The following is a 21598-nucleotide window of genomic DNA, read 5'->3' as shown; positions in this document are numbered from 1 at the left end:
GATGACAGAGCAAGGCGATTCCGCAACCTTCGCGAAGATCGGCGTGATCGCCGGCCCCGAACTCGCGGCGCAGATCCGACAAGAGCTGGCCGCATGGCTGCGCCAGAATTTCCTCTTGGATCCCGAGAAGTCCAGCGATGTGCTGCTGGCGGTGTACGAGGCGCTGGCCAACGCGGCCGAGTTCGCGTATGTCGGTGCCCCGCAACCCGGTCCGATGCATGTGCATGCCGACTATGACGACGCCGCCGCCGTGCTGACCGTGACGGTGACCGACGAGGGGCACTGGCGCGCCAACGACAACGACATCAATGACGTGGCCCGGGGGCGCGGCATCCCGTTGATGCACGCGCTCGCCGACCGCGCCGATATCGATGCCACTGCGGCGGGCACCGAGGTGCGCCTGCAGTGGGACCACATTGCTCAGAACTGCGGCAGCCGCACCACCTGAACGAAGAACTCGTCGATCTGGCGCACCGCGCTCATGAACTGATCGAGGTCCACCGGCTTGGTCACATAGGCGTTCGCGTGCAGCTTGTAACTGCGCAGGATGTCCTCTTCGGCCGACGACGTGGTGAGCACCACGATGGGGATGAGGCTCAGGTTGTCGTCGGATTTGATCTGCTCCAGCAGTTGCCTGCCGTCGTACTTGGGCAGGTTCAGGTCCAGCAGGATCAGGTCGGGCCGTGGCGCGTCGGCGAACTTGCCCCGCCGGTACAGAAAGTCGAGCCCCTCTTCGCCGTCGTGGGCGACATGCAGATTGTTCTTGATCTTGTTGTGCTCGAACGCTTCCCGGGTGATCAATTCATCACCGGGATCGTCCTCGACGAGCAGGATGTCGATGGCTCGGGTCTCGGGATAGCTCACGGGGTTCCTTCCAGCTGAGGTTGCGGCGCCAGATCGGGCGCGGTGGTCGGGGTGATGGGCAGCGTGAACGTGAACCGCGTCCCGTCGGTGTAGGAGGTGTCGATCCAGATCGTCCCGCCGTGGTGCTCGACGATCTTCTTGCACAACGCCAGGCCGATCCCGGTACCGGTGTAGGCATCGCGGCCGTGCAGCCGCTGGAAGATGACGAAGACCTTGTCGACGAACTCCTCGGCGATGCCGATCCCGTTGTCGGTGACGGTGAACAGGAACTTCTCGGCGTGCTCGCCGGTGCCCTCCTCGCACTCGATCACGATCCGCGGCGCCGTCCCCTCGCGGTGGAACTTCACCGCGTTGCCGATCAGGTTCTGCCACACCATCGTCAGCAGGGTGGGGTCGCCGTCGATGGTGGGCAGCGGTGCGTCGGGCAGCGCGATCTGCGCGCCGGTCTCGTCGATGGTGGTGGTCAGATTGCTCAGTGCCGCGGCAACCACCGAGTTGAGGTCCACCTCGGTGTTCGTCGCGTTGAGCCGGCCCACGCGGGAGAAGGTGAGCAGGTCGTTGATCAGCACCTGCATCCGCTTGGCGCCGTCCACGGCGAAGCCGATGTACTCGATACCGCGGTCGTCGAGCTTGTCGCCGTACCGTCTTTCCAACAGCTGGCAGAACGACGCGACCTTGCGCAGCGGTTCCTGCAGATCGTGCGAGGCGACGTAGGCGAACTGTTCGAGTTCGGCGTTGGAGCGGCGCAATTCGTCGGCCTGCTCATCGAGGGCCTCGCGCGCGGCGCGAGAGATCTTGAGTTCGTCCACGATGCGCTGGCGCATGTCCTCGACGTCGGCGCTGATGGCCCGGATGTCGCGGGGGCCGCGCGGGATGATGCGTTCACCGAAGTTGCCCTCGGTGATCCGCCGGCAGGCCGCGGCCAGCGCGGACAGCGGGCGGGTGACGGCGTTGCGCATCACCACTGCCAGCAGTACCGCGGTGGTGACGAACGTCAGGATCATCGCGATCATCACCGCGTCGCGCCAGCTGCGGATTTCGTCGAGATGCGCCAGGCCGGTCGCCCGGGCCTCGCTGAGGTGATCGTTCTGGATCGTGAACAGCGCTCGCAGCCGGTCGAAGAGCACCTTGCCCTCATCGATGCTCGCATCCGCCACCGGCTGTGCCGGCGTGACGGTTGAGATCAGCGGATCCGCGTACTCGGCGCGCCAGGTGTCGGCGGCCGCCTCGGTGTTGTCGAGGTCGACGAGGAGCTCCTCGTTGCCCGCCAGGTTCTGCCGGATCTGTTCGGCGGCATCGGCTTCGGCGCTGCGACCGTCGTTGTACGGATCCAGGAACCGGGGGTCGCCGGTGATCAGGTAGCCGCGGACCGCGGTCTCCTGATCACGCAGCGCCGCCTGCAGTTGGTAGGCCGCGATCCGGGCCGGCTGGATACCGTCGCGCAGCTGATTGGACACCTTGTCCGCCTGGCCCACCAGGACGGTGGCCGCTATCGAGCATGCCAGCACGGCTGTTCCGATGACGGCGAGCACCAGGTTCTGCCAGCCCTGCACGGTGAGTCTCATGGCCAGGATCGTTCCACTCTGATCACCGCGATGTCATCGGTGAGCCCGCCGTGCAACTGCGCCCGCGACTCGGCGGCCTCGATGAGCGCTTCGACGAAATCGGCGCCGGGCAACCGGGCCAGCGAGCGGGCCATGGTGAGCAGCCCTTCTTCGCCGAGCCGCTCGTCGCCGCGACCCGAGTGACCCTCGAACAGCCCGTCGGTGAGCAGCAACAGTCCGTGCTCCGGGGGGAGTTCGTAATGTTCGACCGGCCACTCTCGGGCGCCCAGACCCAGTGCGGCGCCCGGGCGGGGCTCCAGCCAGCCCACTGTGCCGCCGCCCTGCAGGAGCATGCCGGGGTGGCCGGCGCGCACCGCGGTGAAGTGGCCGGTGTCGGGTTCGATGGCCAAGCTGAGCAGGGTCGCAAAGGTGCCGGAGCTCGTCCGTTCGGTGGTCAGGATCCGGTCGAGTTCACGCATCCGTTCGTTGCCGCGCAGGCCGGCGAAGGTCAGCGCCCGCCATCCGATGCGCAGGGCCACGCCGAGGGCCGCCTCGTCGGGACCGTGCCCGGCAACATCGCCGATCATGACGTGCACGGTGCGGTTGTCGGTCTGCACGACATCGAAGAAGTCCCCGCCGAGCAGGGCGTCCTGACGGCTGGGGCGCGAGCGCGTGACGATATGGACACCCGGCGCGTCCAGCAGCACCGGTGAGGGCAGCAGACCGCGTTCCAGCCGGGCATTCTCCAACGCCCGTATGCGGGTGGAATGCAGGTCGACGGTGGCGAGCTCGGCGCGCTTGCGTTCGATGGCGTACAGCACGGCGCGGCGCAGGGTGTCGGGCTCCACCCGGCCCTTGACCAGGTAATCCTGTGCTCCCGAGGACACCGCGGACACCCCGAAGGGCTCATCGTTGTATCCGGTTAACACGATGATCGGGATGGTGTTGTCGAGGCCACCGAGCCGGTGCACGGCATCCATGCCGGTGGAATCGGGCAGGTTCAGATCGAGCAGGATGCAGTCCGGGCGCTGTTCGGTGAGGCGGTGGGCGGCCTCGGAGACCGTCTGGGACCAGACGAAGTCGAACTCACCGGCCGCGTCGGCGATGAGTTCCTCGACCAGCAATGCGTCCGCTCGGTCATCCTCGACCAGGAGCAGCGACAGCCGCCGTCCACCTGCCGCCGTGGCTACGATCGGGCCAGGTGAGGGGAGCGGGTTCTGCGGCGCGCGCATGGAACGATCAAGTCCTCCACCTGGGGCGTTCACCCCGGTCGCGCTGTGTATGGGTATTGACGTCAACGCCTAAGACCTTACCCAGAGACCTGATCTTGGACGGCGGCGTACCGACGGTTATGTCGCGCAGCGGCCGATGTTGTCACAAACCGGCGCGCCGTCGAGTCATATGTGTGAATGCCCCGCCGAGAAAAGGAAAACCATGCTCCCGAAGGTCAACATCAGTAAGCAGTTCTCCGGCCCGTACGAGGCCTTCGCGGCGTTCGACGCCCAGGTGAAGGAGGCGACGGAGGCGGCGGGGTTGTCCGCGCTGTTGGTCGAACTGGTCAAGCTGCGGGTATCGCAGATCAACGGCTGCGCCTTCTGTCTGCGGATGCATACGCGCGATGCCGTTGCCGCAGGAGAGTCCGCCGACCGACTCGCGGTGCTGCCGGCCTGGTGGGAATCGCAGTACTTCGACGAGCAGGAGCGGGCCGCGCTCACCCTGGCCGAACGGCTCACTCGGATCGCCGACGAGCACACCGCCGCCGCGCCGAGTGTCGATATCGAGGCGGCGTTGTCCACACAGCAGATCGCCGCCGTCGCCTGGCTGGCCGTCGAGATGAACGGCTGGAATCGCATCGCCATCGCCAGCCACTATCCCGTCGGGCCGTGAGGCGCCCGCGCTCGGTCCCGTGCGGCGATGCCGATCGCCATCGCCGACATCAGCGATGCCGCAACGAAGGCGGTGGTGAAGTTCGCGCCGGTGATGATGAGCCCGAGTGCTGTCGCGCCGATTGCCTGCCCGAATGTCAGCGCCAAGAACAGTATTGCGGTGCCCGCCGCAGAATGGGCGGGGTCGATGGCCGACGTCCATGCGATCAGCGATGACGTCGCGGCCGTGAATCCCCAGCCGAACATGAGGTAGGCCGACAGTGCCACCAGCGGGAGATGGGGCCCGAAGGCCAGCAGTATCAACGCGACGGTCATCACCGTGCAGGTCAGCATCCAGGCCGCGGTGGCGGGCAGCTTGGCCATCCGATGGGCGGTGAGAATCACTGCGGTGGCACCGATGCCCAGCGTGATCCAGGCGCCCACCGTGCCGCTCTCGGACATCGTTCCTGCGTCGACGAGATGGCTGCGGCCATAGGTCCACACCGCGCCGGAGCCCGCTCCCATGAGCGTTGCCGCGATGATGACGCGCCGGTGGTCGGCCAGCCACCGACCCGACACCGTGCCCGCTGTCCGTGGCGGCGCAGTTGGTCGGGTGCGGGGGCGTCGGTCGGCGGCCAGTACTGCTGCGGCGAGGCCGGCAGTCACGAATCCGGTCACCGTCCAGGCGACCCTCCATTCGGAGGCGACCAGCACTGCCAAACCCGCGGCACCGATCAGGCCCGGCCCGGTGCCGGCGTTGACCACCGACTGCGCACCGTCGGCGTGCCGAGACTCGACATTGCGGTGCACGATCGTCACCAGCGCTGGGGAGGCGAAACCCGCACCGGCCGAACTGAATACGGCGGCGACACCGAACACCGTGACGGTACCGGCGGCGGCCATGGCCCACGCACCGCCACAGGCGGTGACGGCCGCGGCCACAATCAGGGCGCGTGGCGATCGGTCGCCGAGGCCGAAGCCGGCCGCGGCGGCCAGGCAATAGACGAGCGACGAACCCGAGGAGATGTAACCCGCCCCCGCCGCGCTCAGGTCGAGATCACGCTGAATGTCGGGAAGAAACAAGCCATACGCCAGTCGCACCAGGCCGTAGGTGGCGGCGATGAAGCATGTTCCGAGCACCACGACGGACATTGCCCGCCCGGATCCAAACGAAAACGATCGTTTCACTTTTTCGAGTTTAGAGTGTCGGACATGCCGATGCGCAAGGGCTCGGAGGACAAATTGCTCGACGCGGTCGATGACCTGATGTTCACCGCGGGCATCGAAGCCACCTCGGTGGATGCGGTGCTCGCGCGTGCGGGGGTATCGGCGGCCACCCTGTACCGGGGCTTTCGCAGCAAAGAAGCGCTGGTCGCCGCCGCGCTGGAGCGCCGCCAGCAGCGATGGCAGCAGGTGTGGGACGACGCCATCGACGCCGCCCACGGCGACGAGGAGCGGGTGCTTGCGGTCTTCGATGCGCTGGACACCTTCGCGGGCACACGGCATGGAGCGCGGTGGTGCGCCTTCCTGGGTGCCGCCGCCGAATACGCGAACCCCTCCGCGGAGATCGCCGCAGCGATCAACCGCGACACCGATCACCTGCGCCATACGCTGCGGCGACTTGCGCAGCAACTCCCGTGCGCCGACCCGCACGGCCTGGCCGAAGCACTCCTCACGGTCTTCACCGGGGAACTCGCGATGCGGCTGCGCGGCGGTCGGCGTGACCGTGCAGGGATGGGCCGGCAGATCGCCGAGACCGTCCTGGCCGCGGCCGTGGCGAAGCGACGGTAGTAGTTCCGCCCGCCCGACACGCGTACGCTGTACCTCTCATTGAGTACCCAGATATTGCGGCGGAAGGCTGGTGCGGGTTGCGGGCTCGCTTCACTGTCGACGAGATCGGTCAGTGTGCCCTGAACATCGTCGAGCGCGACGGGGTGGGCGGACTGACCATGCGCGCGGTGGCTTCCCAACTGAAAACGGGTCCGATGACCTTGTACAACTATGTCAGTGGACGCGAAGGCCTTGAAGATCTCGTGGTCGGTGCGGTCGTCGAATCCTTGGCGCTGCCGGAGCCCACCGACGACTGGCGGGCCGACCTTCGGGAAACTGCAACGGCTCTGTGGGAGGTGTTGCGCGCGCACCCGAACGTCATCCCTCTGATTCTGATGCGCCGCTCGGTATCCGCGTCGGCCTTCGCTCCGGCCGAACAGATGATCGCCGCGCTATCCCGATCGCACTTGAGCGAGCATGACGTCTTGGCGGCGTTTCGTGCGATCCTGGCGCTGGTGACGGGCTCTGCCCAAGCGGAATTCGCCGGGCTCTTCGCGGGTACGCCGGAACACGATGAAGCCAACGCCGCTGGTGCCACAAGGGTCGGCGAACTCGCTCGCGATCAGTATCCCCACATCGCGAAGTTGGCGAAGGCCAGTGATCAATCGACGGCGGCCGCCGACTTCCAACGCGGCCTGGCGATCTTCCTGCAAGGCCTCGCCGCCGTCGAGGAGCATCCTGGGACGAATCGAGCGCGGACACCGACCCGACGGGTAAACCGTTCATAAGCCGCCCAAGACACGCGTGCCGAGAACGTGTGGTGTCATCTGAGCTGGAAAGTGCAGTGAAAGAACAGGTTACACGTCGGGTCGGGCGTGGCCGGTTCCTCCCGAGATCCTGGAGCCGAGAGTGGAAACTCCGTTCCCGGAAAGAAAGGGCAGGGAATGCGGGCGTCCCGCCAGCGCCGATGCCAGGTGGGCTGCCCCACCCTCAACCGTGCCGCATGCGTCGCCATCCACCGTTGTGGTCCAACCAGTGTCTGTTGCGCGTAGCGTCAAGCCCGCCGCGTTCCGCTTCGCCGGCACGAAGGGGTTGGATAGGCCAACCTCCGTGGTGAGAACGGCATCGATTATCTCCTCGGGCACGTCCGTCGGCATGCGCAGCGCCAGGGCGATATCGAGATGATGCAAGACGTGGTCGCCCAGTAGGAGCCCGGGCGGGAACAGGCGTCCGATACCGCGCCGGTGATCGATCAGCGTTTCGAAGGCGTCGATGAGCTCTTGAGGGCTGCAGCGATGCGCAAGACGTTGCGCTAGTGAGGTATTGGTCTCGTCAAAGTCCATCCGATGCCGCGCCATCGACCAGCAGAGCGAAGGCACCGAGATGCTGTATCCGATGACGAGATGAGCGAGGACGTCATGTGCGGTCCACATGGAGCACAAACTCGGCTGCGTCCACTCCACGGGCGTCAGCGAGCGGGCGAAGTCCACAAAGTAGTGGTCCTGGCGTTTCAGCAAGTCACGATTCGACATGGAGTTCCTTGCGTAAGAACGCCGTTTGGTCGGCCACCAACGTGCGCACGAGCGGGGGATGGTAGATCGCGAAGTGGTCACCGTCGTAAGAACGGACGGTCGCCCGCGGAGCGGCGCCGGCGACGTCGTACACGTGCTTGGTATCCATCAAGTTTCTCATTGGAAGATACGCAGATCATCAGCGGAGCCTGGATTTTCGATGCTCTGCGCTTCGCGCTGATCACTGCGAGGCCCAGGGCATTGGCCGCCGCAATCCGGTTGTCGAACGGAGAGTCCTGGGGCGCCGTCGAGTTCCAGCCTTGGAGTGCACCTGGCGCTGTGACCACCGCTGTGTGCCCCGGGGCCCCAACGATGGGAATGTACTTGCGCGGCGATCCGGTGGCGACGCGAACCAGGTCTTCGATGATCGACGGCGTCATCCTGAACACGGGTCCGAGTCCAGAGTGCAGTGCGGCGCCCGGGCCGTACACGATCGGGCACTGAACCACGACTGCGGCGACGTCACGGCGTTCGCTGGATAGGCGCAGCGCGTGCATCGCGCCCAAGCTGGTGCCCCATAGACCCACTCGCCGGGCGTCGATGTGCGAGTCGGACTTGAGGAAATCGTAGGCGGCCTGCGTGTCGGCGTGTTGGCGCCGCATGGACAGCCGCTGGCGAGGGCTGCCCGCGGAGGCCCCCGTGGTGCGGTAGTCGAACGCCAGCGTGGCGACTCCCGCCGCGCTGAAGGCCTGTTCATACTGCTGCAACATCATTTGATGGGTCGCGCCGAGGCCGTGGATCAGGACGACCCCAGGGTGCGGGCCCGGCCCATCGGGATAGGTCAGCCATGCTGCGCACCTGGTGCCGTCCGAAACGAAAGTCGCATCGATCGTCGTTGTCATGTCTCTTTTCCTTGCGAGTTTCGTTGTGTGCCGACGGTGCCATTGGCGTACGTTGTACTTATATAAGTACAACGTACGTAATCGAGTGTCAAGACCGTCGGAACCCGAAGCGCACCAGCCGTTACTCTCTGCGGCCGCACCTGCGGGACCGGTTGCGCAGGAGGGCGCCATGTCTAGAAAGCCGTTGAGGCACACCGCGAAGGGCGAACGCACCCGGCAACGAATCCTGGAAGCCGCTGATTGTCTGATCGGCCGGCGGGGCGTGACCCGCGTGACGCTTGAGGACGTTCGCAATGAGGCGAACGTGAGCAGCTCTCAGATCTACCACTATTTTGCCGACAAGCGAGCTTTAATCGCCGCCGTCGTCGACCACCAGGATTCCCAGTCGCTGGGTGCCGAGGCGATGCTGGGCAGTTTCGAGTCGGCGGACGACGTGCGGTCGTGGGGTCAACGCCTTGTCGAGCGGCAACGCGACTCGCAATTGGCGGGTGATTGTCCCATCGTCACACTGGGCACCGGGTTGGTGGATCTCGACGTCGATACGATCACCCAGATCGCGCGGGTACTTCGCCGATGTGAGGACGGCATTCGCGCTGGCTACCAGACGATGCACGCCAACAATGACCTTGCGCTGGAAGCGGATCCAGACGCCCTTGCGACCATGACATTGGCTACTGCCATTGGTGGTCTTGTGCTCGCTCGGCTCAATCGTGATGCGGGGCCGCTGCAGGTCGCGCTGGACGCCATGCTCGACTGTCTGCAGTCGCGACAGCCGAGGTCGTCAAAGGCGTTGCTATCAAAATAGTTTGGATTGGTAGTTCCAAAATCTTTGTCTACGTTCGGGATATGACTATGGACATGGCAGGAGCGACGGCGTTGGTGACGGGTTCAACGAGCGGTATCGGCACCGCGATCGCGACGGCGCTGGCTCAGCGTGGAGCCCACGTACTGGTGTGCGGACGCGACGCGGAGCGGGGTGATCGGGTCGTCGGGGAAGTACGTCTCGCCGGCGGCCGTGCCGATTTCGTGCCCGCCGACCTCGGCGGGGGCGCTGCGGCTGCCAGGGAGCTGGCCGCTCGGGCTCAGCAGATCGCGGGTCGGCATGTCGACATCCTGGTCAACAATGCGGCAGTTGGAATCATCGCTCCGACAGCGGATATGCCCGAGAGCGGATTCGACGCGGCCATCGCGACCAACCTCGCCGCCCCCTACTACTTGGTCGGTGCGCTGGCACCTGCAATGGCCGAGGCGGGCAGCGGAGCAATCGTCAACGTGGCCAGCATGGCGGGCCTGTTCGCTCTGCCCGGAATGTCGGTGTACGGCGCAACCAAGGCCGCACTGTTGTTTCTGACCAAGAGTTGGGCGGCCGAATTCGGGCCGCGGGGCGTTCGGGTCAATGCGGTCACCGTCGGACCGACGCGTACCCCGGGTTCGGCTGGCCTGGGTGAGGCGCTCGACGCTCTGGCCGCGCAAGCGCCTGCAGGTCGCGTTGCCGACCCCGCCGAGATCGCCTCGGTCGTCGCATTCCTGGTCAGCGACGCGGCGAGCTTCGTGCACGGCGCCGCGCTGTCCGTTGATGGCGGCCGCACCGCGGTGTGATTGCACCCGGATGCGAGCGGTTTCTGGCGCGATTCGCCATGCTGGCCCTCCCGGAGGAGCCCAGTTCCGATAGCCGACCGGCCGACGAACCATCTGATACCGACGATGCGCCGGCCGGAAACCACCGACGACCAGCTGGGCAACGCCCGGAAACCGCGCTGACCTGCACGCGAACGTGGTGCCCCCGGCATGATTCGAACATGCGACACCGGCTTTAGGAGAGCCGTGCTCTATCCCCTGAGCTACGGGGGCGGGGACCTGCCGGGGCAGGCGAGCAGAAGTCTAGTTCACCGCCGACCCGTCCCGCTCACGCCACCGGGGGCGTGGACAGGGAGCTACCCAGACACGACTGGGGGACAGCCCTTCCGGACTGTCCCCCAAGCCGCAGGTGTTGCTAGTCCTGCTCGGCCTTCTGACGGGCCTCGTTGGCCTCGGCAGAGCCGCGGGCGGCTTCCGCCTCAGCTTCCTTCTTGGCGACATCGCGCTGCGCGTCGGCCTTGTCCTGCTGGGCCTCGCCCTCGCGGCGCAGGTTGTCATTGCCGGTCACGGCGCCGACCGCCTCTTTGGCCTTGCCCTTGACGCCCTCGACGACGCCCGAGATGCCTTCGGCGGCACCATTGTTGTCAGCCATATTGAGCTCCTTTGTCGCTTCGTGTGTGGTGCGCTGCGTGAGACACACCATGACCCTGCCTGTCGGCGGTCACTTTGTTCCCCCTACGGGATTCCCTGGTCCCCCGTTACCAAACCTGATGACGCCAGTGGGCTGTGCCACCCTTTGCACCACGATGAGACCGCTCAGACGCTGTCCAGTCGCGGGTAGAGCACTTCCTGGACGATCAGTTGCAGCGCCGCGGCAACGGGAATGGCGACGAGCGCGCCGACAACGCCCAGCAGGGTGGCCCCGATCAGCACGGCGACGACGGTGGTCAGCGCCGGAACATGGACCGCGCGGCCGATGATCCTGGGCACCAGCACGTAATCCTCGACCATCTGGAAGGCGATGTAGAAGACGATGGTGGCCAGGCATACCGGTATCGAGACGGTCAGGGCCACGGCGCCGACCACGATTCCGGCGATGGTGGATCCGACGACGGGTACCAGGTCGAGGATGGCGACAAGGATGGCCAGCAGCAGCGGATAGGGAACGTCGAAGGCGGTCAGCCAGATCAACGTCGCCGCGCCCGCGAGCAGCGATATCAGCACGTTACCCAGGACGTAGGCGCCGACCTTGGCGAACACCTCGTCGCCGATCAGGATGGCGCGCGGTCGCCGGGTGTGCGGCACCAGGCGGTAGATGGTGCTGCGGATGCGCGGCATGTCGGCCAGGAAGTAGAGCGTCAGCACGATGGCGATGAGCGTGTCGGCGACTGCTTCCACCACGGCGGTGCCGGCGCTGACCATGTGGTTCAGTGCCGAGCCGTCGATGCTGTCGACCGCATCGGTGAACCGTTGCTCAAGCTGGAAGCGGTCGTTGAGCCTGCCGATGAACGACGAATGATCTTGCGCCTGTTGCAGATACAGCGGTGCGCGATTGACCAGATCGGTGATCTGGGCGAACAGCGGCGGGAAGGCCGCGGTGGCGAACGTGGCGATCCCGGCGACGAAGACCACGAACACCAGCGCCGTGGACAGCCACCGCGGTAGTCCGTGGTTGACCAGCCGGGAGACCACCGGTTCCAGGCCGAGGGCAAGAAAGAAGGCGACGCCGATGACGGTCAGAATCGAGGACAGCGAGGCCAGCAGATGGACCGCCCCGTAGGTGACGGCCACCCCTGCCGAGGCGGCCAGGCCGATGAAGAAGGGGGAGCGCCGGTCGAACTTTCTGCCCGGTTCCCCGAGTGGCTGTTCGGGCGAAGTCATTTCCGCCGCTTGGATTTCCGCCTCCGCGACGGGGCCCTCGTCCGGGGTGTGCGGCTGGGCCACCAGGTCGTTGTGCCCGTCGTCGGCTGCGGAGTCGTCCATGTGCACCCCTGTCAGCCGGCCCGAACCTGCTGGGGTTTACCCCGCTGTCAATTCTTGAAACCCGCGGGCAGGTACGTTCGGGTTGTGGTGAGCAGGGACTTCAAGGCCGATCTGCATGGTTGTCTGCGCGAGGCGCGGGAGGCCTTGCTGTGGAAGCTCGACGGTCTGTCGGATTACGATATGCGGCGCCCGCTGACCTTTCACGGCACCAACCTGCTGGGTCTGGTCAAGCATCTGTCCGGGTGCGAAATCGGTTATTTCGGTTGGGTTTTCGACCGGCCGTTTCCGGACCTTCCGGCGTGGCTGGCCGTCGAGGACGATGCCACCGTCGACATGTGGGTCAGGCCGGAGGAAAGCCGAGCCGATATCGTCGACCTCTACCGGCGCGCGTGCGCGCATGCCGATGCCGCCATCGAGACGTTGGGCCTCGATGACCGCGGGAGGATGCCCGACGGCCGCGCGGTGACCCTCCACCACGTGCTCGTGCACATGGTCGCGGAGACCACCCGCCACGCCGGGCACGCCGATATCGTGCGCGAACTGATCGACGACTCAGCCGGAGCGCATCCGGACGGCGCCGGGCTCCCCGACGAAGACTGGCCGGCGCTGCGTCAGCGCATCGAAGACGCGGCTACCGAAGTTCGGCGATGACCTTTCCGAACACCTCGGCGTGACTGGCCTGCACCACCAGATAGTTCGCTCCGTAGGTGTCGCGCAGCCCGCGCACCTTGTCGGCCATCTCGGTGACCGAACCGGAGAGCACCCCCGGCAGGGCGAGCAGCTGTTCATCGCCGAGGCCGGGCGCATAGTGGCGGGTCATCGTCAGATTCGGCATGTCGGAACCGTCGGCGGGTACGGCGGTGATCGCCAGGTTCAGCTCGATGTCGTCGAAGCGCGCGCCGGCCACCTCGCGCAGGAATGCGATGCGCTCGGCGACCGGATTGCCGGTGACACCGACGATGTTGGCCCACTTACCCGCGACGGTGAGCAGCCGGTCACCGCCACCGGCGATCATGATGGGCGCGCCGGGTACATGCTCGATGAGGTGCTCGACGACATGTTCCAGATAGTCGATGCGCTGACGCGCCGACGGGAAGGGCAGTTCGGCGGCCTCGAACTCCTCGCGGACGTAGCCGGCGCCCAGGCCCACCTCGAATCGGCCACCGGACAGATCGTGCAGCGCGCCGACGTCGCGGGCCAGCAGCGCCGGTTTGTAGAAGCAGGCGTTCAGCACAAACGTGCCCAGCCGCAGCGTCTGGCTGGCCGCGGCGGCGGTCGCGAGCACCGGGAACGGTGCGGGTGCGCCGAGGTGGTCGGGCACCAGGAGGACGTCATAGCCGAGGTCCTCGGCCAGGCGCGCCGCGTCGCGGACCTTGGCCGCCGAGGAGGTGTCGCGCAGGCTGAGACCGAAGCGGAAGTCGCGGGGCATGCACCGACGGTAGCGCGGTCAGCTCAGCGGCAAGGAGGCAAACGGTGTCGTGGTGGGCCGGTCGGAGCCCGAACCGGGCTCGACGGTGAACGCCAGGGTGGTCGACGAGCCGAGATCAGGCAGCACCGCAGTGGTGGACGGGGCGATGGCGCCTGCGTCCATCACACCCGCCGAGTGCGCTCCCTCGGTATCGATCAGCCACATCTGATAGACGGTGCCGGTGGTGGGCGGCTCGACGTTGTTCATCACCAGCACACCGGCATTGCGTTCGCGGGAGAACACCACGGTCGCGGTGCCGCCGGTCGGAATGTGGCCGGAGACGGTGCGTACGTCGGGTGCGGCGAAGATCTGTTCGGCGGTGGTCTCGGTGGGCACCGGGCGCAGCCACCACCCGACACCGAACGTGGCCACCCCGATGACGACGGCCGCCGCCGCGGCTGCGACAGCGGTGCTCCAGCGCCGCCGGGAGGGATGCAGTTGCCGCACCTGACCCGTCTGCTCGGCGGACACCGTGGCGAGCAGGCGCTCACGCAGCTGTGCGGGAGGCTCGGCGGCGGTCGTCGACGACACTGCGGCCATCGCCTCGCGCACCTCGCGGACCTCGCGATGGAACGCCGACGACACCTCTTCGGGCGCCGCCTGCACCCGCCGTTCGATATCGGCGCGTTCGGCGTCGTCGACGGCGTCCAGCGCGTAGGCCGTCGCCAACGTCAGGAGGTCGTCGTGGGGAGTGGTCATGCCGCCCCCAGACAGGCGCGCAGGCCGCGGATGGCATCGCGCATCCGGGACTTGACGGTGGCGAGGTTCGCCGACAGCCGGCTGGAGACCTGCACATAGGTGAGGCCCTCGTAGTAGGCGAGCTGGATGCACTCACGCTGCCGGTCGGTCAGCGATCCCAGGCACGCCGTGACCTGCCGGTACTCGTCACGAGTGAGAACGCCCTCGGCGACCTGGTCGACCGGCAGCTCGACGGTGGCGGCGCCGTACCGGGCCTCCCGGTCGGTGGCGGCCTGCTCGGAGCGCACCCGGTCCACGGCGCGGCGGTGCGCGACGGTCATCAACCAGGCCAGCGGTGTCCCGGCGGCCGGGTTGTAGTCGGCGGCATTGCGCCAAACCTGCAGGTAGATGTCCTGCGTGGTTTCCTCGCTGTAGCCAGGATCGCGCAGAACCCGGGTGACCAGTCCATACACCCTGGACCGGGTGTGGTCATAGAACTCGGCGAAGGCATCGACATCGCGTTGCGCCACCCGGCGCAGCAACGCGTCGAGGTCTGCCGTCACGCTCCGTAGCCTAGCGGGCACGGACGCGGTCACGGTCTGCAACACCGGTATTTCGCCATGCTCATCGACGGCCCCCGGTCGGGGCGAACGTCCACTGGTACACGTCCAGGTACCCGGAGCGGAATCCCGCCTCCGAATAGGCGAGGTAGAGCTCCCACATCCGCTGGAAGGTGTCGTCGAAGCCGAGCTCGGCCAGCGCCGCCGATCGCTGCAGGAAGCGTTCGCGCCACAGCCGCAGCGTTTCGGCGTAATCACGCTGCAGCGAGAACATGTCGACGGTGCGCAGCCGGGTGGAACGTTCGGTGATCCCGATGACCGCCTCCACAGAGGGCAGCAGGCCGCCGGGGAAGATGTACTTCTGAATCCAGGTGTAGGTGTTGCGGGAGGCCAGCATTCGATCATGCGGCATGGTGATGGCCTGCAGGGCGACCCGTCCGCCCGGGAGCACCAGCTTGTCCAGCGTCTCGAAGAACGTCGGCCAGAAGCGATATCCGACCGCCTCGATCATCTCGACCGATACGACGGCGTCGTACTGTCCGTCGATATCGCGGTAGTCCCGGAGTTCGATGTGCACGCGGTCGGCCACACCCGCCTCGGCCGCGCGCCGTCGGGCGAATGCCAGCTGTTCGGAGGACAGCGTGATGCTGTGCACGTGAGCGCCGCGCGCCGCCGCACGAATGGCCAATTCGCCCCACCCGGTGCCGATTTCGAGGACGCGGCTACCGGCGCGCACCCTGGCGGTGTCGAGCAGGCGGTCGATCTTCGCGCGCTGGCCGTCGGCCAGGCCGTGCCAGTCGGGCCGGGAGCCGCCGAACAGGGCGCTGGAGTACGTCATCGTCTCGTCGAGGAACTCCGCGAACAACGCATTCGACAGGTCGTAGTGGTCGGCGATGTTGCGCCGTGACTGGGCCGGGCTGTTGTGCATGGACCGCGGGTGCCGCACCACGGCGAGGGGTCGAAGTCGTTGTAGTGCAGGCGGGATCAGCACGTCGACCGATGAGGCGAACTCGGTGAGCAGTGCCGGCAGGTTGTTGGAGGTCCAGTCGCCGGCCATGTAGGACTCGCCGAAACCGATGAGCCCGTAGCGGCCCACCCGGCGGAACAACGCCTCGGGCCGGTGCAACGTCATGGTGGGCAGGGTGGGATCGGCGGCGCCCAACACCGACCCGTCCGGGTGCTGCAGCCGTATCGGCAACTGGCGCACCGCCCGCCGCAGCAGTGCCCCGGCGATCCGTCCCTGCACGGCGCTGACCGGGCCGCGGGGTGCGCCCGCGATCTGGGCCCACCGAGCGGCATCCCGCTGGGCCTCGATGTTTCCGGTGGTCTCCAGCGTCATCTGTGCGTGACCTTTCTGGTCTCCGAGGTGGTGGTGCGGGGTATGACCGGCAGCCCGCGCAGCCAGAGCGCGATACCGTGCAGCCGGATCTGCAGTGTGCCCACCCACGGTGCGACCGGGGCGACCAACTGCATGCGCGCGACGCTCCACGCCGATGCGGGCCGGCGCTGCCCGTGCAGCGACGCCGCGAAGACCAACTTGTTGTTGCGGTGCCAGGAGATGGCCAGATCCGCGGTGGCGCCGGGCCTCGGTGCGTCGACGAGGTAATAGCCCTCGACCTCGTTGAACGGGGAGACGTAGAAGCTCTTCGTCACCGCCGCCGGCCCGGTTTCGGTGGGCGGCAACAGGTATGCGTGCCGTGCGCCGTAGGTGTTGTGCACCTCCACGATGACGTGCGCGAGCTCGCCGGCGGCGTCATGGCACCAGAAGACACTGATCGGGTTGAACACATAGCCGAGCACCCGGGCGTGCAACAGCGCGGTGACCTGGCCGTCGACGGGATCCACCCCGTGGGTGGCCAGGAAGTCGTTCACCCGTTCGCGCAGCGTCGGTTGCTGATCCGCGGGCGCTGAGAAGTGGTCCTGTGCACGGAAGACGGCGAAGGGCCGCAACCAGATCGGTAGCTTCGGCAGGTTGTCGATATCGACGTACCAGGTGTAGCTGCGGTGCTCGAACTCCGTGCGCAACGGGGCGTGCCGGACGTGGCCGATCCGGGTCCGGTACAATGCCGGGCTCAGCATGACACGGTCTGTTGCTCGGGGGCGGTGGGCCAGCGCGCGCCGAGCCGTTCGGCGGCACGCAGCCCCGCCGCCGCACCGTCTTCGTGGAAGCCCCACCCGTGGTAGGCGCCGGCGAACACCACGCGGTCGTCGTCGAGGGTCGGCAGCAGGCGTTGGGCGGCAACCGATTCCAGAGTGTAGAGCGGGTGGTCATAGATCATCTCGGCGATCACGGTGCTCGGATCGACGCGTTCGCGCCCACCCAGGGTGACCAGGAACCGCCGTTCTCCGGCCAGTCCCATCAGCCGCGTGATGTCGTAGGTCACCAGCACCGGGCCGTCACCGGGGGTGGCCAGATAGTTCCATGACGCTCGGGCGCGGGTCTTGGTCGGCAGCAGCGACGTGTCGGTGTGCAGCTGGGCGTGGTTTGCCGAATAGCAGATCGCGCCGAGCACCTCGCGTTCCCGGGAGGTGGGTTCGGCCAGCGCGAGCAGCGCCTGACCGGGGTGGGTGGCGATCACCGCGGCGTCGAACTGCCGCGGTCCCCCTGCTCCGGTGCTGACCTGCACGCCGTGTTCGTTGCGTCGCACCGATCCGGCCGGCGACCCGAGCACCACCTCGTGCACCCGTTCGGCGACGGCGGCGACGTAGGTGGCCGAACCGCCGACCACGGTCTTCCAGGTCGGGGAACCGAACACCGTCAGCATGCCGTGGTGCTCCAGGAACATGAACAGATAGCGCGCGGGGTAGCGCATGGCCTCGCCGGGCGCGCACGACCAGACCGCCGCCACCAGCGGGGTCATGAAGTGCTCGATGAAGTAGTCGGAGAACGCGTTGCGCTCCAGGAACGCACCCAGCGTCTCGGTGTCGCCGTCCTCGCCGACACCCAGCAGGTCGCCGGCCGCCCGGTGAAAGCGGGTGACCTCGGCCAGCATGCGCAGATACCGCGGCCGGGCCAGGTTCGACACCGATGGGAACAGTCCACCCAGTCCGCGCGCTCCGGCGTATTGGAGTCCGATGCGGTCATCGCGCACCGACATCGACATGTCGGTGTCACGGGTCTGCACGCCGAGTTCGGCGAACAACCTGCACAGCGTGGGGTAGGTCCGGTCGTTGTGCACCAGGAACGCGGTGTCGACGGGCACCGGGTTGCCCCGCCCGTCGTCGACCAGCTGGGTGTGCGCGTGACCGCCGAGGCGGATGTCGGCTTCGAACAGCGTCACCCGGTTGCGGGCCGACAGGACGTAAGCGGCGGTCAGCCCGGCCACGCCGCTGCCGATGACGGCGATGGAGCGGTCGGTGCGCTCGTTTCGTTCCACGATCGGTATTCGGAGCGGTGCGGAAAATGGATGGGTCGGCGCGGTGCCGATCTCATCGGGATTACGGGAGTGACCAGGCTCTCGCGGCCGCGGACAGGCCGTCGATCAGCGCGGAGGTCGCCGGGGTGAGGCCGTCGGCGCCGGGCAGTCCGCTGCGCGGGCTGGTGCCGCGGACCCGCGACGGCAGTTCGAGTTGGACGCCACCGCCGCGGGGCAGGTTGACCGGATTGTCCGGGTGCAGCCCGCGCAGCTCGCGAGGTATCGCGTCGAGATCGCACACCACGTGGTGGCCGGGCACCGTCACGTGCCGGGCCAGATGCGCGGCGAGGTCCCGGTTACCGCCGCCGGCCAGCAGTTGGGTGCTGCGCCCGACGCGGCCGTAGCCGTGCAGCGAAACCACCGTGTCGACATGGTCGAGGAAGGCGGCCAGCCGTGCGGACTCCGCGGGCCGGTAGCGCGTGGAGGACAGGTGGTGCGGGTACCGGTCGGGGTGGCGCACCGTGTACAGCGAGGCGCCGGACGCCCGGGCGGCCCGGTCGGCGATGACATCGGTCATCTGTTCCAGCCCGCCGCCGTGGATGGCCAGGAACCCGAACCGGGATGCCAGGGTGCTGGTCTCGACGATGTTCGGGTCGGCAAGTAACTCCGAAAGCGATTGCGGTGCCGGGGTATCGGTCACATCGCGGCTCGGCCAGCTCGCCGGATCCCACTTGTGCAGGAAGTCGACCCAGCGCTGCGGCAGCCCGTGGTGGCGGGCACCGTCGATGATCCGTTCCAGGTATCCGGGTCGGGGCGGCCCGGGCTCGACCCGGGGGTCGATATAGACCCAGGCGGGGCCCGCGCCCTCGGCGGTGTGCACGACCAGTTCGTCGCGGCGGTAGCGCACCGGCACCCCCTCGGCGCTGTCCAGCACGTCCAGGTCGTGATCGCTGAGCCGCCAGAGCACCCCGTGCACGACGGCGCCGTGGAACGGTTCGACGGTGGCCACTCCGCGCTCGTTGATCAACCAGTCATGATCGGCGAGGGTGGCGGGCCGGGGATCGGCGGCGTCCGGGCAGCGCCGGGCCATCTGGTGCACGCACAGATTCGATCCGTATGCGAAGTACAGGTGGCGCATCAGCCTCGGATGGTCAGGTAGATCAACACGACGTTCAGCGCGGAGATGACACCGGCCACCAGCCAGCCTAAGGCCGTCGTCACCCGGTGGTTGATATCGGCACCCATCAGCGCCCGGTTACTGGTCAGCCTGATCAGCGGGATCAGCGCGAACGGTATTCCGAACGACAGCACCACCTGTGAGAGCACCAGGGCGCGGCTGGGGTCCACCCCGATGGCCAGGATCACCAGCGCGGGGATCAGGGTGACCAGCCGGCGCAACAGCAGCGGGTAGCTGCGCTTGAGCAGCCCGGACATGATCATGGCGCCGGCGTACGCGCCGACCGAGGTCGAGGCCAGCCCGGATGCCAGCAGGCCGATCGCGAAGAACAGCGCCACCGTCGGGCCCAGTTGGCTGCTGACCGCGGCGTGCGCGCCCTCGATCGAGTCGGTGTTCTCCATGCCCTGCAGGTTGGTCGCGGCGACCAGCAGCATCGCCAGGTTCACCGCCCCGGCGACCAGCATGGCCAGGCCGACGTCGTACTTGGTGATGCGCAGCAACCGCTTTCGGGCCGGGCCGGCGTCGGGGTGCCCGTGCCGGTCACGGGCCAGGCCGGAGTGCAGGTACACCGCGTGCGGCATCACGGTGGCGCCCAGCATGGCGGTGGCCAGCAGCACGCTCTCGGCGCCGTCGAAGCGGGGCACCAGACCGGAGGCCACATCGGCGGCCGACGGTGGCGCGACGAAGAGGCTGGTGAGGAAGCCGATGGCGATGACCAGCAGCAGACCGGTGATCACCCGCTCGAAGACCCGCTGCCCGCGGCGGTTCTGGATCGCCAGCAGCCCCAGCGACACCGCACCGGTGATGATTCCGCCGACCAGTAGCGGCAGGTCGAACAGCAGGTAGAGCGCGATCGCCCCGCCGACGATCTCGGCAAGGTCGGTGGCCATCGCCACCAGTTCGGCCTGGATCCAATAGGCGACGCGGGTCCGGGTGCGGGAGTGATCGGCCACCGCTTCGGGCAGCGAGCGCCCGGTGACCAGGCCGAGTTTGGCCGACAGGAACTGCACGAGGCCGGCCATCACATTGGCGACCAGGATGACCCAGACCAGCAGGAAGCCGTACTGTGCGCCGGCGCTGACATTGGCCGCGACGTTGCCGGGGTCGACGTAGGCGATGGCCGCGACGAAAGCCGGTCCGAGCAGATACCAACTCGGCCGAACCCGCGTGGGCGTGGTGTCGTGCAGCACGCTTCCCCTTCTCATCCATCCGGACTATCGAATAGAAAAGTTAGGGTAGCCGAAACCTCTACGTCAAGGCGATCAGGGTGCCGCGTAGAGGCCCTTCCCGGTGATCAGCGGCAGATCCAGCGTCGTGGTGATGCCGGGAGCGGCCGCGACCACGGCCGGTATCGCGTTGACGACGCGGGCCGCGGTGGCGACCAGACCGGCATGGTTGTGGTCGCCCTTGCGGCTGCTCAGGCACAGATCCAGCGCGTAGGACGGTTCCCCGGTGACCTCGACGCGGTACGAGCCGCCCTCCTGCGCGGGCTGCGGCCACTCCGGGCACAGGTCGTCGCGCAACCGGGTGATGTGCTCGAGCACCACCGCGGGGTGCCCGCCGACCATGCCCCGCACCTCGAATCGCATGGCAGCGGTCGTGCCCTTGGCAATATGGCCGGACGCGATCTCGAAATCCTCCGGCGCCGGGATCCGGACGTGGGTCTCGGTGACCTCGTCGAGCTCGATGCCCAGCCCGGCGGCCAGCTGGCGAACCACCGATCCCCAGGCCAGGCTGAGCACACCGGGCTGCAGCAGCATCGGCAGATCATCGAGCGACTTTCCGAAGCCCATCACATCGAACATCACTGTGGGGCTGTCATAGGTGGCGTAGTCGACGATCTCCATGCACCGGATCTGCTCGACGGTCTGGCAGGTGCCCGCGAGAGCAAGGGGCAGAAGGTCATTGGCGAAACCGGGATCGATGCCATTGACGAAAATGCTGGCGCCGCCCTCTTCGGCGGCCTTCTCGATCGGCGCCAGCAGCTCCGCGGGCAGCACCTGCCACGGGTACTGCAGGAAGACCGCCGCACTGGCCACCACATTGACACCGGCCGCCAGGATGCGGCGGTAATCCTCCAGGGCGTCGGGCAACCGATTATCGGCCATCGCGGTGTACACCGCGCAGTCCGGCTTGGCGGCCAGGATGGCGTCCAGGTCGGTGGTGGCTTTGATGCCGGTCGAAACATCAAGACCGGCAAGCTCTCCGGCATCCTTGCCGGCCTTGGCATCCGAGGACACCCAGACGCCGGTCAGTTCGTACTGCGGATCGTTGATCAGCTGGGTCAGGGCGTGGCGGCCGACGTTTCCGGTGCCGATCGCGGCGACTTTGATGCTCATGGC

General features: G+C 67.3%; 24 protein-coding genes and 1 tRNA gene. 7 read left to right on the top strand and 18 right to left on the bottom strand.

Features of this window, described 5'->3' with window-relative positions; translation table 11 throughout:
- The first annotated feature begins 1 nt into the window (after position 1).
- Complete coding sequence (locus tag C6A86_RS23440; RefSeq protein ID WP_105363232.1) at positions 2–448, top strand: ATP-binding protein; 447 nt, start codon at positions 2–4, stop codon at positions 446–448.
- On the opposite strand, the gene C6A86_RS23435 is transcribed toward C6A86_RS23440, so the two are convergent.
- From C6A86_RS23435 to C6A86_RS23425, 3 genes are read right to left on the bottom strand one after another with little or no spacing between them, the layout of a single operon-like run.
- Positions 421–864, bottom strand: coding sequence for a response regulator (locus C6A86_RS23435; RefSeq protein WP_105363231.1), 444 nt, complete (start codon positions 862–864; stop codon positions 421–423). The two genes, C6A86_RS23440 and C6A86_RS23435, sit on opposite strands and share 28 nt — an antisense overlap.
- On the bottom strand, positions 861–2429 hold the full coding sequence (locus C6A86_RS23430; protein ID WP_311100890.1) for a CHASE3 domain-containing protein: 1569 nt from the start codon (positions 2427–2429) through the stop codon (positions 861–863). Before C6A86_RS23430 ends, C6A86_RS23435 begins: the two co-directional genes overlap by 4 nt.
- Positions 2426–3640: a PP2C family protein-serine/threonine phosphatase gene (locus C6A86_RS23425; RefSeq protein WP_105363229.1), complete on the bottom strand. Its 1215-nt coding sequence runs from the start codon at positions 3638–3640 to the stop codon at positions 2426–2428. Before C6A86_RS23425 ends, C6A86_RS23430 begins: the two co-directional genes overlap by 4 nt.
- Positions 3641–3842: 202 nt before the next feature.
- Between C6A86_RS23425 and C6A86_RS23420 the strand changes: the two genes are divergently transcribed.
- A complete protein-coding gene (locus C6A86_RS23420; protein WP_105363228.1) occupies positions 3843–4295 on the top strand; it encodes a carboxymuconolactone decarboxylase family protein in 453 nt (150 codons plus the stop codon).
- Here the strand turns inward: C6A86_RS23420 and C6A86_RS23415 are convergent.
- Entirely contained in the window at positions 4277–5461 is a 1185-nt protein-coding gene (locus tag C6A86_RS23415; RefSeq protein WP_105363227.1) for an MFS transporter, read from the bottom strand. The genes C6A86_RS23420 and C6A86_RS23415 overlap by 19 nt on opposite strands.
- A gap of 24 nt (positions 5462–5485) precedes the next feature.
- On the opposite strand from C6A86_RS23415, the gene C6A86_RS23410 reads away from it, so the two are divergent.
- Together C6A86_RS23410 and C6A86_RS23405 are read left to right on the top strand one after the other, a co-directional pair.
- Entirely contained in the window at positions 5486–6064 is a 579-nt protein-coding gene (locus C6A86_RS23410) for a TetR/AcrR family transcriptional regulator (RefSeq protein WP_105363244.1), read from the top strand.
- 77 nt (positions 6065–6141) lie between these two features.
- A complete protein-coding gene (locus C6A86_RS23405; RefSeq protein WP_105363226.1) occupies positions 6142–6831 on the top strand; it encodes a TetR/AcrR family transcriptional regulator C-terminal domain-containing protein in 690 nt (229 codons plus the stop codon).
- 69 nt (positions 6832–6900) lie between these two features.
- On the opposite strand, the gene C6A86_RS23400 is transcribed toward C6A86_RS23405, so the two are convergent.
- Positions 6901–7575 (bottom strand): maleylpyruvate isomerase family mycothiol-dependent enzyme, encoded by a 675-nt coding sequence (locus C6A86_RS23400; protein ID WP_105363225.1) that lies wholly within the window; start codon positions 7573–7575, stop codon positions 6901–6903.
- Positions 7576–7652: 77 nt separating this feature from the next.
- Positions 7653–8456: an alpha/beta hydrolase gene (locus tag C6A86_RS23395; RefSeq protein WP_233212994.1), complete on the bottom strand. Its 804-nt coding sequence runs from the start codon at positions 8454–8456 to the stop codon at positions 7653–7655.
- Between the two features lie 169 nt (positions 8457–8625).
- Between C6A86_RS23395 and C6A86_RS23390 the strand changes: the two genes are divergently transcribed.
- Both C6A86_RS23390 and C6A86_RS23385 read left to right on the top strand, forming a co-directional pair.
- Complete coding sequence (locus C6A86_RS23390; RefSeq protein WP_158263264.1) at positions 8626–9261, top strand: TetR/AcrR family transcriptional regulator; 636 nt, start codon at positions 8626–8628, stop codon at positions 9259–9261.
- Between the two features lie 41 nt (positions 9262–9302).
- Positions 9303–10055 (top strand): SDR family oxidoreductase, encoded by a 753-nt coding sequence (locus tag C6A86_RS23385; RefSeq protein ID WP_311100889.1) that lies wholly within the window; start codon positions 9303–9305, stop codon positions 10053–10055.
- A gap of 176 nt (positions 10056–10231) precedes the next feature.
- Here C6A86_RS23385 and C6A86_RS23380 read toward each other — a convergent pair.
- From C6A86_RS23380 to C6A86_RS23370, 3 genes are all read right to left on the bottom strand, one after another.
- A tRNA-Arg gene (locus C6A86_RS23380) sits at positions 10232–10307 on the bottom strand.
- A 142-nt stretch (positions 10308–10449) separates the two neighbouring features.
- A complete protein-coding gene (locus C6A86_RS23375; protein ID WP_105361612.1) occupies positions 10450–10686 on the bottom strand; it encodes a CsbD family protein in 237 nt (78 codons plus the stop codon).
- 164 nt (positions 10687–10850) lie between these two features.
- On the bottom strand, positions 10851–12017 hold the full coding sequence (locus C6A86_RS23370) for an AI-2E family transporter (RefSeq protein ID WP_105361610.1): 1167 nt from the start codon (positions 12015–12017) through the stop codon (positions 10851–10853).
- Between the two features lie 84 nt (positions 12018–12101).
- On the opposite strand from C6A86_RS23370, the gene C6A86_RS23365 reads away from it, so the two are divergent.
- The gene (locus C6A86_RS23365) at positions 12102–12668 is read left to right on the top strand and encodes a DinB family protein (RefSeq protein WP_105361609.1); all 567 of its coding nucleotides are present in this window, start codon (positions 12102–12104) and stop codon (positions 12666–12668) included.
- Here C6A86_RS23365 and C6A86_RS23360 read toward each other — a convergent pair.
- The 9 genes from C6A86_RS23360 to C6A86_RS23320 form a co-directional block, all read right to left on the bottom strand.
- On the bottom strand, positions 12649–13446 hold the full coding sequence (locus tag C6A86_RS23360) for a TIGR03621 family F420-dependent LLM class oxidoreductase (protein ID WP_105361608.1): 798 nt from the start codon (positions 13444–13446) through the stop codon (positions 12649–12651). The two genes, C6A86_RS23365 and C6A86_RS23360, sit on opposite strands and share 20 nt — an antisense overlap.
- Before the next feature lie 18 nt (positions 13447–13464).
- Positions 13465–14184 (bottom strand): anti-sigma factor domain-containing protein, encoded by a 720-nt coding sequence (locus C6A86_RS23355; protein ID WP_105361607.1) that lies wholly within the window; start codon positions 14182–14184, stop codon positions 13465–13467.
- Positions 14181–14759, bottom strand: coding sequence for a sigma-70 family RNA polymerase sigma factor (locus C6A86_RS23350; protein ID WP_105361611.1), 579 nt, complete (start codon positions 14757–14759; stop codon positions 14181–14183). The genes C6A86_RS23355 and C6A86_RS23350 overlap by 4 nt, the downstream gene beginning before the upstream one ends.
- A gap of 28 nt (positions 14760–14787) precedes the next feature.
- On the bottom strand, positions 14788–16062 hold the full coding sequence (locus tag C6A86_RS23345) for a class I SAM-dependent methyltransferase (RefSeq protein WP_105361606.1): 1275 nt from the start codon (positions 16060–16062) through the stop codon (positions 14788–14790).
- Positions 16059–16802 (bottom strand): DUF1365 family protein, encoded by a 744-nt coding sequence (locus C6A86_RS23340; protein ID WP_311100888.1) that lies wholly within the window; start codon positions 16800–16802, stop codon positions 16059–16061. The genes C6A86_RS23345 and C6A86_RS23340 overlap by 4 nt, the downstream gene beginning before the upstream one ends.
- On the bottom strand, positions 16796–18100 hold the full coding sequence (locus C6A86_RS23335) for an NAD(P)/FAD-dependent oxidoreductase (protein ID WP_105363737.1): 1305 nt from the start codon (positions 18098–18100) through the stop codon (positions 16796–16798). Before C6A86_RS23335 ends, C6A86_RS23340 begins: the two co-directional genes overlap by 7 nt.
- A gap of 61 nt (positions 18101–18161) precedes the next feature.
- Complete coding sequence (locus C6A86_RS23330; protein WP_105363738.1) at positions 18162–19217, bottom strand: poly-gamma-glutamate hydrolase family protein; 1056 nt, start codon at positions 19215–19217, stop codon at positions 18162–18164.
- Entirely contained in the window at positions 19217–20461 is a 1245-nt protein-coding gene (locus C6A86_RS23325; RefSeq protein ID WP_105363739.1) for an Nramp family divalent metal transporter, read from the bottom strand. Before C6A86_RS23325 ends, C6A86_RS23330 begins: the two co-directional genes overlap by 1 nt.
- A 57-nt stretch (positions 20462–20518) precedes the next feature.
- Complete coding sequence (locus C6A86_RS23320) at positions 20519–21595, bottom strand: diacylglycerol kinase (RefSeq protein ID WP_105363740.1); 1077 nt, start codon at positions 21593–21595, stop codon at positions 20519–20521.
- Positions 21596–21598 lie beyond the last annotated feature (3 nt).

The sequence above is a fragment of the Mycobacterium sp. ITM-2016-00316 genome (assembly GCF_002968335.2).
Lineage (GTDB): Bacteria > Actinomycetota > Actinomycetes > Mycobacteriales > Mycobacteriaceae > Mycobacterium.
This window is presented reverse-complemented; position numbering and strand designations above follow the sequence as displayed.

What these genes read in the sequence shown, in the direction of transcription:
- C6A86_RS23440 (WP_105363232.1), top strand. Translation starts at nt 2, where the DNA reads ATGACAGAGCAAGGCGATTCCGCAACCTTCGCGAAGATCGGCGTGATC.
- C6A86_RS23430 (WP_311100890.1), bottom strand. Translation starts at nt 2,429, where the DNA reads ATGAGACTCACCGTGCAGGGCTGGCAGAACCTGGTGCTCGCCGTCATC.
- C6A86_RS23425 (WP_105363229.1), bottom strand. Translation starts at nt 3,640, where the DNA reads ATGCGCGCGCCGCAGAACCCGCTCCCCTCACCTGGCCCGATCGTAGCC.
- C6A86_RS23420 (WP_105363228.1), top strand. Translation starts at nt 3,843, where the DNA reads ATGCTCCCGAAGGTCAACATCAGTAAGCAGTTCTCCGGCCCGTACGAG.
- C6A86_RS23410 (WP_105363244.1), top strand. Translation starts at nt 5,486, where the DNA reads ATGCCGATGCGCAAGGGCTCGGAGGACAAATTGCTCGACGCGGTCGAT.
- C6A86_RS23400 (WP_105363225.1), bottom strand. Translation starts at nt 7,575, where the DNA reads ATGTCGAATCGTGACTTGCTGAAACGCCAGGACCACTACTTTGTGGAC.
- C6A86_RS23395 (WP_233212994.1), bottom strand. Translation starts at nt 8,456, where the DNA reads ATGACAACGACGATCGATGCGACTTTCGTTTCGGACGGCACCAGGTGC.
- C6A86_RS23390 (WP_158263264.1), top strand. Translation starts at nt 8,626, where the DNA reads ATGTCTAGAAAGCCGTTGAGGCACACCGCGAAGGGCGAACGCACCCGG.
- C6A86_RS23385 (WP_311100889.1), top strand. Translation starts at nt 9,303, where the DNA reads ATGACTATGGACATGGCAGGAGCGACGGCGTTGGTGACGGGTTCAACG.
- C6A86_RS23375 (WP_105361612.1), bottom strand. Translation starts at nt 10,686, where the DNA reads ATGGCTGACAACAATGGTGCCGCCGAAGGCATCTCGGGCGTCGTCGAG.
- C6A86_RS23370 (WP_105361610.1), bottom strand. Translation starts at nt 12,017, where the DNA reads ATGGACGACTCCGCAGCCGACGACGGGCACAACGACCTGGTGGCCCAG.
- C6A86_RS23360 (WP_105361608.1), bottom strand. Translation starts at nt 13,446, where the DNA reads ATGCCCCGCGACTTCCGCTTCGGTCTCAGCCTGCGCGACACCTCCTCG.
- C6A86_RS23355 (WP_105361607.1), bottom strand. Translation starts at nt 14,184, where the DNA reads ATGACCACTCCCCACGACGACCTCCTGACGTTGGCGACGGCCTACGCG.
- C6A86_RS23345 (WP_105361606.1), bottom strand. Translation starts at nt 16,062, where the DNA reads ATGACGCTGGAGACCACCGGAAACATCGAGGCCCAGCGGGATGCCGCT.
- C6A86_RS23340 (WP_311100888.1), bottom strand. Translation starts at nt 16,802, where the DNA reads ATGCTGAGCCCGGCATTGTACCGGACCCGGATCGGCCACGTCCGGCAC.
- C6A86_RS23330 (WP_105363738.1), bottom strand. Translation starts at nt 19,217, where the DNA reads ATGCGCCACCTGTACTTCGCATACGGATCGAATCTGTGCGTGCACCAG.
- C6A86_RS23325 (WP_105363739.1), bottom strand. Translation starts at nt 20,461, where the DNA reads ATGAGAAGGGGAAGCGTGCTGCACGACACCACGCCCACGCGGGTTCGG.
- C6A86_RS23320 (WP_105363740.1), bottom strand. Translation starts at nt 21,595, where the DNA reads ATGAGCATCAAAGTCGCCGCGATCGGCACCGGAAACGTCGGCCGCCAC.